Annotated in this window: 13 protein-coding genes; 7 read left to right on the top strand and 6 right to left on the bottom strand. The window is 65.6% G+C overall.

All coding sequences use genetic code 11. The features are described 5' to 3' along the window. Positions 1-34: 34 nt before the first annotated feature. A complete protein-coding gene (locus tag BMX78_RS06305) occupies positions 35-1306 on the bottom strand; it encodes a beta-propeller fold lactonase family protein (protein ID WP_286138823.1) in 1272 nt (423 codons plus the stop codon). A 433-nt stretch (positions 1307-1739) separates the two neighbouring features. Between BMX78_RS06305 and BMX78_RS06300 the strand changes: the two genes are divergently transcribed. Then, entirely contained in the window at positions 1740-2873 is a 1134-nt protein-coding gene (locus BMX78_RS06300; protein WP_170850707.1) for a toll/interleukin-1 receptor domain-containing protein, read from the top strand. Positions 2874-2898: 25 nt separating this feature from the next. Beyond that, on the top strand, positions 2899-3384 hold the full coding sequence (locus BMX78_RS06295; protein WP_091417786.1) for a DUF4231 domain-containing protein: 486 nt from the start codon (positions 2899-2901) through the stop codon (positions 3382-3384). A gap of 74 nt (positions 3385-3458) precedes the next feature. Here BMX78_RS06295 and BMX78_RS06290 read toward each other — a convergent pair whose 3' ends face one another. The 3 genes from BMX78_RS06290 to BMX78_RS06280 form a co-directional block, all read right to left on the bottom strand. Next, entirely contained in the window at positions 3459-4187 is a 729-nt protein-coding gene (locus BMX78_RS06290) for an aspartate/glutamate racemase family protein (RefSeq protein WP_211482551.1), read from the bottom strand. A gap of 29 nt (positions 4188-4216) precedes the next feature. After that, on the bottom strand, positions 4217-5461 hold the full coding sequence (locus tag BMX78_RS06285) for a S8 family serine peptidase (protein ID WP_091417784.1): 1245 nt from the start codon (positions 5459-5461) through the stop codon (positions 4217-4219). Between the two features lie 111 nt (positions 5462-5572). Beyond that, positions 5573-6019: an SRPBCC family protein gene (locus BMX78_RS06280; protein ID WP_091417782.1), complete on the bottom strand. Its 447-nt coding sequence runs from the start codon at positions 6017-6019 to the stop codon at positions 5573-5575. Positions 6020-6220: 201 nt separating this feature from the next. On the opposite strand from BMX78_RS06280, the gene BMX78_RS06275 reads away from it, so the two are divergent. From BMX78_RS06275 to BMX78_RS06265, 3 genes are read left to right on the top strand one after another with little or no spacing between them, the layout of a single operon-like run. Then, positions 6221-6814, top strand: a complete 594-nt coding sequence (locus BMX78_RS06275; RefSeq protein ID WP_091417779.1) for a molybdopterin-dependent oxidoreductase — start codon at positions 6221-6223, stop codon at positions 6812-6814. A 10-nt stretch (positions 6815-6824) separates the two neighbouring features. Further along, positions 6825-7562: an FAD-binding oxidoreductase gene (locus BMX78_RS06270; RefSeq protein ID WP_091417777.1), complete on the top strand. Its 738-nt coding sequence runs from the start codon at positions 6825-6827 to the stop codon at positions 7560-7562. Next, positions 7559-7900 carry a DUF6510 family protein gene (locus tag BMX78_RS06265; RefSeq protein WP_286138822.1) on the top strand — a complete coding sequence of 114 codons (342 nt, stop codon included), beginning with the start codon at positions 7559-7561 and terminating at the stop codon, positions 7898-7900. The genes BMX78_RS06270 and BMX78_RS06265 overlap by 4 nt, the downstream gene beginning before the upstream one ends. A gap of 134 nt (positions 7901-8034) precedes the next feature. Here BMX78_RS06265 and BMX78_RS06260 read toward each other — a convergent pair whose 3' ends face one another. Together BMX78_RS06260 and BMX78_RS06255 are read right to left on the bottom strand one after the other, a co-directional pair. Further along, entirely contained in the window at positions 8035-9090 is a 1056-nt protein-coding gene (locus tag BMX78_RS06260; RefSeq protein ID WP_091417774.1) for a 2,3-butanediol dehydrogenase, read from the bottom strand. A gap of 15 nt (positions 9091-9105) precedes the next feature. After that, on the bottom strand, positions 9106-10905 hold the full coding sequence (locus BMX78_RS06255; protein ID WP_091417771.1) for an NAD(P)/FAD-dependent oxidoreductase: 1800 nt from the start codon (positions 10903-10905) through the stop codon (positions 9106-9108). 170 nt (positions 10906-11075) lie between these two features. On the opposite strand from BMX78_RS06255, the gene BMX78_RS06250 reads away from it, so the two are divergent. Then, complete coding sequence (locus tag BMX78_RS06250; RefSeq protein WP_353615429.1) at positions 11076-11915, top strand: GAF domain-containing protein; 840 nt, start codon at positions 11076-11078, stop codon at positions 11913-11915. A gap of 66 nt (positions 11916-11981) precedes the next feature. Next, positions 11982-12362 (top strand): hypothetical protein, encoded by a 381-nt coding sequence (locus BMX78_RS23630; RefSeq protein ID WP_353615428.1) that lies wholly within the window; start codon positions 11982-11984, stop codon positions 12360-12362. Positions 12363-12671 lie beyond the last annotated feature (309 nt).

Below are 12671 nucleotides of genomic sequence, written 5' to 3'. Positions count from 1 at the left end.
AGGTGCTCTGCCGACGCGTCCACGCGGGTCATTCTCAGCGGACCGTCGCCTTGGCCACGGTGATCGTGATGCGGCCCGTGACCGCGTCTGGGCTGGCCCCGTTGGTGGCGGTCACCCTGAACGTGAACTTGCCGGCCTTGGTCGGGGTTCCGGACAGGACTCCCGTGGTGGTGTCCAGGCTGAGCCCTGCAGGCAGTGCACCGGAGGACACCCGGAAGGTCGGGGCCGGGGCACCCGTGGCGGCGAACGTGTAGCTGTAGGCTGCACCCGTGTTCGCTTTTGTGGGCGGTGTGGCCGCGGTGAACACCGGCGGTGCGTCCGCGGTGACGACCGACACCGTGTTGGAAAAGGTGTTAACGACGTAGACAGTCGACCCGCCCGGGGCGACCGCAACACCGGTAGGGTGCGTCCCGACAGAGATTGTCGAGGTCACCATGCGCGACCCCACATCGATGACCGACACCGTGTCCGAACCGGAGTTCGTGACGTAGGCTGTCGACCCGTCCGGGACAATCGCAACACTGTCCGGGGCCCACCCGACCGGGATGGTGGAAGTCATCTTGCCCCTGGCTACATTGATGACCGAAACTGTGTCGCCCTCGTTGTTGGCGACGTAGGCTGTGGACCCGTCCGGGGTGAAAGCAACGCCTGTCGGAGACGACCCGACCGGGATGGTGGAAGTCATCTTGCCCTTGGCGACATTGATGACTGACACCTGGTTGGAATCCTGCCCGTTGGTGACGTAGGCCTTCGACCCGTCCGGGGTGAACGCAACGGCGTTCGGAAGCGGCCCCACCGGGATCGAGGAGGTCATCGTGCTGGAGGCCACATCGATGACCGACACGGTGCCAGAACTGCTGCTGCCACTGGTGACGTAGGCCCTCGACCCGTCCGGGGCGAACGCAACGGCGATCGGAGTCGCCCCGACCGGGATCGAGGAGGTCATCGTGCTGGAGGCCACATCGATGACCGACACCGTGTCGGAACTGGCGCTGGTGACGTAGGCAACCGACCCGTCTGGGGCCACCGCGACACCGATCGGAGACGGCCCGACCGGGATCGTGGAAGCCACCGTGCCCGACCCGACATCAATGACCGACACCGTGCTGGCTTCCCAGTTGGTGACGTAGGCTTTGGACCCGTCCGGGGCGAACGCAACATTCCTGGGGCTTGTCCCGACCGGGATCGTGGAAGCCACCGTGGCCGCAGCGGTTGCAGGGATATTGCCAACCGGCATGAGGGCCGCCAGGATCATACCCGTGATGGCCGCACGCCGGCCGCGAAGGCGGGCAGCGGACGAACGCATGGCAAACAGGCGTTTCCCCGGCCCCAGTGCTCTAACGACTTGGCCCGAAGATGGACCCTGGTGTCCCCTGGACAATGTGCTGAGTAGCTGCATCACGTTTCCCCCTGTTGAGAGCGAATCCTGTTGTGGCGCGATCCTGCGGCCTTCGGAAGATCACCTGCCGTCGTTGACGGCCGGAAATCGTTTCGGCGCAGCTTTGCGTCGAAACCAACGGATGCCGCAGGCGACCCCTCTACCGTGGACGACATAACGGCTTGAGCCGGAGTCTAGACACCAGGCAAACCCACGGTCACCGTGGCCGGTACCTGTTCTTTTCGGCTGGAACTACCTGTTTCGCCGGCAGACCCGTTCCCCTCGGCAGTAACGCGCCAGTAACGCCTCCGGGGGTGTAATGCCCGCAGGGTCTGGGCTCGGTCGCAGAAGGTCGTGGGCAATGACTAGTTCTCTCCCGAACGCAACGGGCCGGATCTTCATCAGTTACCGGCGGGAAGAGACCGCCTACCCGGCCGGCTGGCTCTACGATCGGCTCGCGGACCGTTACGGCGGCGGCCAGGTCTTCAAGGACGTGGACTCGATCCAGCTGGGCGACGACTTTGTTGAGTCAATCACCAGGGCCGTGGGCTCCTGCGACGTGGTGCTCGTGCTGATCGGCGATGAGTGGCTGACCATCGCTGACGAGCATGGCCGGCGCCGGCTTGACGACCCTGACGACTTTGTACGCCTTGAGGTCCAGGCTGCCCTGACCCGGAACGTCAGGGTCATCCCCATCCTGGTGGACACGGCCAGGATGCCGCGCGCCGATGAATTGCCCGAGAGCCTGGTCAGGCTGGTGCGCCGGCAGGCCCTGGAATTCAGCCCGGCCCGCTTCGAGTTCGACACCAGCCGGCTCTTCAAGGTCCTGGACACCACTCTTGCCGAGGTGCGGAGAACCCAGGACGACGGCGGGATCCCGGCGGCGGCAGCACCTCCTCCAGCCCCTGCACCGGACCGCGCGCCCCTCCGCGCCCAGCAAAATGGCAGCACCGAAACATCGCGCCGCCGGCCCCTCTCCAAGCGGATGCTTCTTCTGGGCGGGGCGGCCGCCGCCGTCGTAATCCTGCTGGTGGTCCTGCTGGTCGCCAATCTCCAGACGAGGACCTCGCCAAATGCCAACTCTGTTGACCGGCAGGCGCCCGTCCAGGGAGGCGGCGGAATCGACGTCGACTCCTCCCCCGTCACGAGCGAAGACGGGATCGAGCTGACTGAGCTGCAGGCGGCCAGCCGGCGGGATCCCGATCCTCCCCGCGTCGGCGACACCATCACGGTGAGCTACGCCTTGACCAACACCACGGACCAGCCCCTGCAACTGGAGTACACGTTTGTTGGAGCCCGGGATGCGGAAGGGGAACACCACGATGCCGAGGACATGAACGAAGGAAAAGCCCTTGAGCCCGGAGAAACCCTCACCGCCCAGGGCAGGGTCCTGATTACCAGCGCCGGCAGCTGGGAGATGTGGCCCTGCTACGTGCTGACCGGGGACCGCTTCTGCCCCGATAAGTGGCAGGTGTTCTTTGTCCTTGCCGAGTAGCTGACTTCAAGGGAAGGGAAAGCCCATGGCACGCCGCGAGGAGGAATCGGATCCGGCACGACCCATCACAGCCGTGCGCACTCCCGCCGCTGAGGATCCCACATGGGACCGGCTGGAGGACCAGATCAGCTGGTATGACCGCAAGAGCGCGGACAACCAACGCCACTACAAATGGCTCAAGCTGCTGGAACTCGCGGTGGCCGCGGTGCTGCCGGTGGTGGCCGGCATACGCAGCCCTGTCCTGGTGACCGGCGCACTGGCCGCCGTCATCGTGGTCCTGGAGGGCGCCCAGCACCTCTACCAATTCCAGGAGCGCTGGATCACCTACCGTTCCACCGCCGAGGCCCTCAAACACGAACGCTACCTGTACCTTGCCAAGGCAGGGCCGTACCTGCGTGCGGACCGGCACCAGCAGCTGGCAGAGCGGATCGAGGGCCTGATCTCCCAGGAACACGCGAAGTGGACCAGCAGCCAGCAGCAGACCCCGAGCCACTCGGAGGAAGGCCGGTAGCCAGGATTCCGCTCCCGGGCCAGCAGCAACGGATGGAACGACGACGGCGGGACTGCGTGCCGCCGTCGTCCTACTCAGTGCCGGCGAATGGCAGCCGCTTCCCTGGGCAGGTGGTCTGCCGGGTCATTCTTGAAGCCACGTTGTACCGCCGCGACGGCTTCGACGGCCGAGCGGGGGCTGGTGAGGAAAGGTGTTTCGAGGCCGGCCAGCAGGGCGGCGGCAGGTTCCATGCTCGCCTGGGCGAGGACCACGACGTCGCAGCGGCCTGCGAGCATACGCGCCGCCTGGGCGATACATGAGTGGTAGGCCTCCGCGTCTCCGGCCAGGAAGGCATCCCACGCACCCTCCACCACGCTGACCTCAACAGTGATGTCAGTTTCCGCGTCCGCGGCCTCCTCGGCGAGGACACGGGTGGTTGGCTCGATGGTGCTCGTGAGAGCCACGAGGACTCCGATGCGTGGGCCGAGGGTCACGGCCCGGCGAAGCATCGGCCGGTCGATCCGGATAACGGCCAGTCCGTCACCCGACAGCTCCTCCGCTACCTCGCCCAGAGTGGAGCAGGTGCACAAGATGATTCCGCATCCGGCATCCCGAAGTTCCGCCAGATGGGCTGCGACGACGGCACGTACCCTCTCCGCCATCCCGTCCTGCCGGGCAAGTTCCAGGGCTTCGGGATCCACGCGGTGGACCGTGGAGGCGGACGGCAGATGCTTGCGCGAGAGGGCGTCGAATGTCGCCACGTGGACCTCCGCGGTGTGGAGGAAGCCGACCTTAGCGGCGGCATCGGGTCTAAGTTGCGTCATGGTGCCCGACTGTAACAGAGCGTGCCTTCTCACCAATGGACGGCGAGGTCTGCGTTCACCCGGCCATGGCTCCAAAAAGTCCCGATGCCCTCAATGGTGTTTGTGCTCGCTTCGACCTTGGCGCGGACTGTCCAATTGCTTGCGCCGGGGTTGGCACTCCAGGCGAGCGCGGCAACGGCAGCGACAATCGGTGACGACATGGACGTCCCGCTGCCGATGTCATAACCCTGGGAACGGTTGTACTCCCTGGCAAGGACAAATTTGTGGTTGGGGAAGGTGGAGTAGACGCTGACCCCTGGCGCTGCGACGTCCACCCAGGTGCCATACGTGGAAAACGATGCCTTCTTGTCGTTGTTGTCGGTTGCCCCCACGGCAATGACGTTGGGGTAGGCGGCGGGGTAATTCATGCTGGTGTTTCCACCGTTGCCGGCTGCAGCAACGAGCAACACGCCAGCATTCCAAGCGTTGTTCACCGCAGTTTCCAGGGTGGTTGACGCCCCAACGACCAAGCTCATGTTGATGACCCGCGCACCATTCTGGACTGCCCAGTTGATGCCGTTCGCCAGTCCTGCGCTGGATCCCATCCCCGTGTCGCTGAGGATTTTTCCAGCCAGGATGGTGCAGTCCCGGCACACACCGGCAACGCCGATGCCGTTCTCGGCGACGGCAGCGACGATGCCGGCGACATGCGTGCCGTGGCCGTAGTTGTCCTCATTGTTTCTCGACGTGGTGAAGTTGGCCCGTGCAACCACCTTCGGGTTGATGTCCGGGTTGTCGGTGGCGACGCCGGAATCGAGGACAGCAACTTTGGTCACGCCGCCCTTCGTGACGTCCCAAGCTTCGACGGCGTCCACATCCGCGTCAGCTGTGCCCTTGGCAACAGTCACCGTGCCCGCGGTGTTCGTGAACGGTTGGGCAGTGTTTTCCAGGGCGTACTGGCTCGGGAAGTAGGTGTCGTTAGTGGCCGGAGTGACCACAAAATCCGGTTCCGCATACTCAACCGCCGGGTTCCGGCTGAGTGCCGCAACGAGCTGCAGCTCCTTACCCGCCGGCACCGTGATGAGGTGCGCGCCAGTACTGCCGACGCCGGGCCCGTCACTGAGCCCGTGCGGGCGGAGGACTCCCGGGGCCGCGCCGCTGTCGCGGAACTTTACGAGGATCTGCCCCGCCGTGATCGAGGGGCTTGGGGCGGCATTGCCCGGGACGACTGCGCCCAGCAGGGCGCCAACAACCATAACAAGAGCGGTGAGACCGGCCAGCACGAGTTTTTTCATACGGTCATCTTCCGCGCACGGGCACATGCTGGATAGGGGGAAAGACCCTCATGTCCCGCAGCCGCCATCCGGGGCGAGTGCCGCCGTCGTACTTGCACGTGGCAAGGCCCGTTACCGGAGTTGTTCGAGAACCCGCTTGAGGTTCTGAAGGTTCCTCGGGAGCTGTCTCCTGGCCGCGAACCGGGCCACGCTGGGAATGAGGAACCTGCCTATGCCATGTCCTTCAAAGTCCACATCAATGGTGACCCGCGATTCGGCGCCGTCCCCCGCAGGTTCGATCGTGCCGTGGGCATGAGCTGTGAGTGGTCCGCCCACGCCCTCGACCGTCCAGGTGCGCGGCGGATGATACCGGCTGATCACCTCGGTCCTCGCGAACCGTCCTGGGCCAACTCTTCGGGTGACGGCAGCCCGCGCACCAGGTCCGGCGGGAGAATCACTGATGGGGCTTGCCGTGACTGCACCCACCTGCCATTCGGGGAACCTGGCAAAGTCGGTGGCGTAGGAGAACACGTCCTCAGGCCGACGGGCTACTTCAATGCTCTGACGGATCGGTTTCATGTGTTCTTCCTTGAGGAGTTCGGTCTCCCCCTACAGCAATTTTATCGCCGCGAGCACCGGCTCCGTGAGAAACCTCATGGACCCAGCAGGATTCCTTTCCCCACCCACAACCACAAACGGTCCCTAGACCTTGCTGTGCGCTTGCCCTATCGTTGGGGAACCGATCACCGTCGACCGGAAGCTCCGCACTGGAGGTGCATGATGGGCATCATTTCGTCCGGCTTTCATGGAAAGCGGCCCTCCGGCAATCCAGCCTTACCTCCAGGCCAGTACGAGACGGCGAGTTTTCCGGTCCTGAGCGCCGGACCTGCACCGCACATCCCCCAGAATGACTGGGAATTCTTCATCACCACTGAAGCCGGTCGGCGGCACGCCTGGTCGTGGGAGGCGTTTATGGACCTCCCGCAGGTGGACGTCCCGACTGACATCCATTGCGTGACCAGCTGGTCCAAGCTGGGCACCACGTGGCGGGGAGTCTCCCTGGACACGTTGTTCGAGGATGTGGAAACGAGCTGCGGGTACACGACGGCCCACTCTTACGGCGGCTACACCACCAATGTTCCGCTGCCGGATCTCCTGGGCGGCCGGTCCTGGGTGGTGTGGGAATTCGACGGTGAGCCGTTGGAGCGCGCCCACGGCGGACCCGCCCGGCTGCTCGTGCCGCACTTGTACTTCTGGAAGAGTGCAAAGTGGGTCAACGGCCTTGAACTGACGCCGGCCGATATCCCGGGCTTCTGGGAATCCAACGGGTACCACGTCCATGGGGACCCGTGGCGTGAAGAGCGGTATTCATGAGGCCGCACCCATGACGGGGCTCTGGCGCGTCGCCGAAGTGGTCAGCGGCGTGCCCGAATCGGAAACGTCCAGAACCATCGGTTTGCGGGTTGACGGTCTGATGGGCAACCTTGCCGGACAGCACATCGATATCCGGCTTACGGCGGACGACGGTTATTCGGCGGTCCGCTCCTACTCGGTCGCTACGGCCGGCATGGATGAGCTGTTGGAGATCACTGTTGACGAATTGCCTGACGGTGAAGTTTCCCCCTATCTGGTCAGGGATGTTGCCATCGGTGACCAGCTGGAGATCCGTGGCCCTGTGGGCGGCTGGTTCGTCTGGCGTCCGACGGACACGAACCCGGTGCAGCTGATCGCGGGCGGATCCGGCATCGTGCCGCTGATGTCCATGATCCGGGCGCATGAGGCCTCGGAAAACCCGTCCCAGTTCCGGCTGCTGTATTCGCTCAAGTCACCCAGGGCGGGGTTCTACCGCGAGGAGCTGCTCACCTTGAGCCGGGAATCCCGTAAATTGACCGTCGACTACGTCTACACACGCGAAGCGCCACCGGGCTGGCCGGCCGCTCCTCAACGGCTCACGGCGGAGGTGCTCCTGGCGAGTATCCTGCCGGCGGACCCTGCACCGGACATCTTCATTTGTGGCCAGACTGTGTTCGTCGAAACGGTCGCAGAATGGCTGGTCCAGGCAGGCTATCCCGCCGCCTCGATCAAGACCGAACGCTTCGGCGGGACGGGAGGAACCCGGTGACCGGCAAACACGCTTTCCCCGGAGCTGAGAACCCGGGCCCTGAGGACCGGGACATCGCCGGTTTTGAGCACAACCCGATACCCCATCTCGATGGCAACGCGGCGGCAGGCCCCCTGTGGGAAGTGTTCCGCTTCGATATCGTCGCGGCGATCGGACGGTGCAAGCACTGCGGCGCGGTCCGGGCTTTCGCGGAGGCAAAGGTCTACGCTGACGCTCCAGGCATCGTGGTTCGCTGCAGTTCCTGCGGGGGCGTCCTGTTGCGCCTGGTGGAGACTCCCACCCAGTTCTGGCTCGACCTCAGCGGACTGAGCTACCTGCAGATTGACCGCGAGGGCTAGGAGTTCCCCAGGATTCGGTCGCCGGGTCAGCAGCAACGTTTGGAAGGACGACGGCGGGATTACGTTCCGCCGTCGTCCTCCGTCAGTGCCCGCGAACGGCAGCCGCTCCCCTGACATGCGGCTGCCCTCCGCCCCTACGGGTGCACCAGCACCTTCACGGCCGTGTCCTTGTGGTTGATCAGGGTGTCGAAGCCCTGCTCCACCAGGTCCTCCAGCGCGATCCGGCCGGTGATGAAGGGCTTGAGGTCCACCTTGCTCTCCTGCACCATCCTGATCACGGCGGGGTGGTCACGGATGTAGGCGATGGTGCCGCGCAGGTCAATCTCCTTGAGCACCAGCTTCTGCATGTCCACCATGGCGGGCGCACCCCAGATGGACACGTTGACCACCACGGCGCCGGGCCGGACGGCGTCGAGCATGGTGTCCAGCACCGCGTTCACGCCCGCGCACTCGAACGCGACGTCGGCCCCAGTCCCGCCAGTCAGTTCCCGCACCCGCGCCGGGACGTCCTCCTTGCTCGGGTCCAGAACATGGTCCGCCACACCGCTGGAGGTGGCCTTCTCCTTGCGCGCCTGGCTCAACTCGCTGATGATCGTAGCCACGCCCATGCCCTTCAGGACCGCGGCGGTGAGCAGCCCGATGGGTCCGGACCCGCCAACCAACGCCGTGTCACCAGCCTTCACGCCGCTGCGCGCCACCGCGTGGTGCGCCACGGACAGCGGTTCGATCAGCGCCGCCTCGTCCAGTGGAATGTCCCCGATGGGGTGCACCCACCGCGCGTCCACCACGATCTTCTCGCTCAGCCCTCCACCGCCGCCGGACAGCCCGATGAAGCCCATCTGCCGGCACAGGTGGTAGCTGCCCGCCTGGCACATGTCGCAATCGCCGTCCACAAAATAGGGTTCGACGACGACGTTGTCACCAACTTCCAGCCCCTCCACGCCTTCGCCGACTTCTGAGACAGTCCCGGAGAATTCGTGCCCCAGGGTCACCGGGGAGTCCTCGTGGGACAGCGGGTGCGGATGGCCGGGCGCCGGACAGAAGATGGGCCCTTCCAGATACTCGTGCAGGTCGGTGCCGCAGATGCCGCACCACGCGACGTCGATCTTCACCGCCCCGGTGCGAAGTTCCGGCTCCGGGATGTCCTCGATCCGGATGTCCTTGCGGGCGTGGAATCGTGCTGCCTTCATGATGGGTTCTTCCTTCTAGCGGGTGTGGTGGCTGGGCTGCAGTTCGTACACCGGCGTCTCCAGCCCTTCCATCCGAGCCTTGAGCTGCAGGGCCAGGTAGGAGGAGTAGTGCCGGCTCTGGTGCAGGTTGCCGCCGTGGATCCAGAGATTGGGGACGTTGGTTGGTTTCCACATATTGCGCAGCTCCCCCTCCCACGGGCCAGGGTCTTTTGGCGTGTCCGAGCCGTATCCCCAGCATTTTCCTACCTTGTCCGCGATTTCGGGAGAGACCAGGTCCGCCAGCCAGCCGTTCATGGACCCGTACCCGGTGGCGTAGACAATCAGGTCGGCCTCCAGCTCGGTCCCGTCCGCCATCACCACCGCGTTGCCGGTGATCTTCGAAACCTGCCCGGACTTCAGCTTCACCCGGCCGTCGATAATCAGCTGGGAGGCGCCGACATCGATGTAGTAGCCCGAGCCGCGCCGCAGGTATTTCAGGAACAGGCCGGACCCGTCCACGCCGAAGTCCAGCTCGAACCCGGCAGCCTCCAGCTGCGAGTAGAACTCGGCGTCCCGCTTGGCCATCTCCTGATACACCGGCACCTGTGCCTCGGGCAGGATGCGCATCGGCAGCGAGGCGAACAGCAGGTCGGCTTTCTCCGTGGTCACCCCGGTAGCCAAAGCCCGCTCCGAGTACAGGTCACCCAGCGCCAGGTCCATTAGCGATTCGCTCCGGGCGATGTGAGTGGAGGAGCGCTGGACCATGGTGACGTCTGCGCCGTGCTCCCAGAGGTCGGCGCAGATATCGTGCGCGGAGTTGTTGGAGCCAATTACCACGGCCTTCTTCCCGGTCCAGTCCCCGCCGCCGGGGTGCTGGGAGGAGTGCCGCTGCTCCCCCAAAAAGGACTGGGCGCCGTCGAACGTGGGAATGTTCGGATAGCCGGACACGCCCAGGGCGAAAACGAGCTGCTTGGGCCGCAACGTCACAGGCGACCCGTTGCGGAGGACGTTGACCGCCCATTCCTGCGTGCCGTCGTCGTACTCGGCGCCCACGCACTCGGTGCCGGACCAGTAGTTCAGCTCCATGATGCGGGTGTAGTGCTCCAGCCAGTCGCCGATCTTGTCCTTGGCGGCGAAGACGGGCCAGTCGTCCGGGAACTTCAGGTAGGGCAGGTGGTCGTACCAGACGGGGTCGTGCAGGTGCAGGGACTTGTAGCGGTTGCGCCAGGAGTCGCCCGGGTTCTGGTTCTTCTCGATCACGATGGTGGGTACACCGAGCCGCTTCAGCCGGGCCGCGAGTCCGATGCCGCCCTGCCCGCCGCCGATGATCACGCAGTAGGGCTGCTCCTCGTAGCCGAGCTGCGCTTCCTGCTCCTCCTTGAGTTCCTTCCAGGAGCGGCGGCCGCGGATGATCTCGTGCGCCACGCCCTGCTCGCGGCGCGGACCTTTCTTCTCTTCGAAGCCCTTCAGCTCCTGCATGGTGGTGAGCAGCGTCCAGCATTTGCCGTTCTGCAGCCGGAGGTGGCCGTAGCCGCGGGCGGCGCCGGTTTCGAACGTGATCCAGGCCTCCACGGTTCCGTCCGGGCCGGCGCTGCCGGTGGCATCCTCGGCGAGCGCCCAGTTGGCCGGCTGCACGTGGTCCAGCCTGGCCTTGAGCATGCGGCGGATGTCCGCCTTGCCTTCCAGTGTTTTCAGGTTCCAGGTGAACGCCACGAAGTCGCGCCAGTAGCTTTCATCCTCGAAGAGGTCCAGCGCGGCGTCCACGTCGCCCCGCTGCAGCGCGGCGTCCAGGCTGGCCAGCCAGGCCTGCGCGGCGGCGATGGGTGTTTCAGTCATCTCCACTCCTTTGTTTCGGTCCCTCAGGTGGTCCGGGCGGCTCCGTCCCGCCGGGGTCCCTGCGGTATGCTGGGGCGGTCGTGAGCTGCATCACTATTGGAATGCGGCAGGGGTAACAAGCGCGTTACACGGGCACTGCCGGCAAGGACGCCGGCGGTGAGGAGGAGACGGTGGACTACGGCCTGAGGTTTTCGGACCCGGCGAAGTACGCGCGTGCTCTGCGCCGCGCCCACGAGCTGGTCATCTCCGGTGTCACTCGCCCGGAGATCCCCACACCGCTGGCCGAGTCGTGGCGACGGTCCATGGCGCTGGGCATCAGCCCTGACCAGCACAGCCCGCGGCACCTGCACGATCCGTCCGAGGTGCTGCAGCTGCGGCGGGAGCACCGGCTGCAGCTGGTGATGCCGGCGCTGCAGGACCTGCTGGCCGACGATTCCAGTTCCGGCCGGCACCTGCTGGTGCTCACCGACGACACTGGCGAGATCCTGTGGCGGGTAGGCAGCCGGGAAGCGCTGCGCCGGGCGGACCGGCTGGAGTTCTCCGAGGGGGCGGACTGGTCCGAGGCGGGCATTGGCACCAACGCCATCAGCGAGGCACTGGTCACCGGCGGGCCGGTGCAGCTGTTCTCCGCCGAGCACCTGGTCCGCACCCACCACGATTGGGCCTGCACGGCGGCGCCCATCACGGACCCGGCTACCGGCCGGCTGCTGGGCGTGCTGGACGTCTCCGGGCCGCTGGACACCATCAGCGCGGACACCCTGCGGATGGTCCGGTGCGCGGTCCGGGTGGCGGAGTCACTGTTGGGAACGTCCGACGGCGGCGCCTCCTTGGGTGCTTCGTCTTCCACGCGTGCGTCCCGGCAGGATGTGCGTCGGCCTGGTTCCGTGGTTTCGTGGCTGGAGCTCCTCGGGGACAGGCCCGCCGCGGTGTTTGCCGATCGAAGCCGGGTGCCGCTGACGCTGCGCCGGGCGGAGATCCTGGCACTGCTGGATTCCCGGTCGCAGGGGTAGTGCGCCGAGGAGCTGGCGTATGAGCTTCATGGGGATGCCGGGACGCCGCAGGCCATCCGCACGGAGATGTTCCGAGTCCGGTCCATACTGGGCGACGCCGTGGAGTCGAACCCGTACCGGCTGGCCGCGGGGCTAGCCGGGCGCTCCGATTCGGGCCGGGTGCTGGGGCTGCTGCGCAAAGGCCAGGTAGCGGAAGCGTTGGAGGCCTACACCGCTCCCCTGCTCAGCCGCTCCGGCGTTCTGGCGGTGCAGCTTCTGCGGGACCAGCTGGACCTGGCCGTTGGGGCGGCTGTCAGGGCCAGCGGGGATGCTCAGCTGCTGGTTCGATGGTTGTCCACGGATATGGGTGCCGCGGATTTTGAAGGCGTCGACGCCCTGCGCCGACTGGTGGGGCGGGGGGATCCGCGCTATTTGTCGTTACTTGTTTCATCTAGTAGACAGACGTGACTTTTTGCTCAAATGGTTCGTAGAGGACGTCCGGAGCAAAGAAGTCACGGCCTTCGGCGCCCATCCAAGCGGGGCTGGGCGACGGCGGCCTGTGCATTGAGGGCTGCTCATGTGGGAGCTGGACGGATACGGCTCAGCTGGTTGAGACGTAGTTCCGTCTACCCAGAATGCTGCTCCCATTCCGCCGAAGATGCGGTCAGACCAACTAGTGCCGCCAGCGTGGCTGCTCCCACTGCGAGGAATGTTCCACTCCGATTTCTCAACGACGGCCAGCACCTCATCGACGATGTCGGTCGCGGTGACCGTCTG

The organism is Arthrobacter sp. OV608, assembly GCA_900110595.1.
In the GTDB taxonomy this organism is placed as follows: Bacteria; Actinomycetota; Actinomycetes; order Actinomycetales; family Micrococcaceae; genus Arthrobacter.
This window is presented reverse-complemented; position numbering and strand designations above follow the sequence as displayed.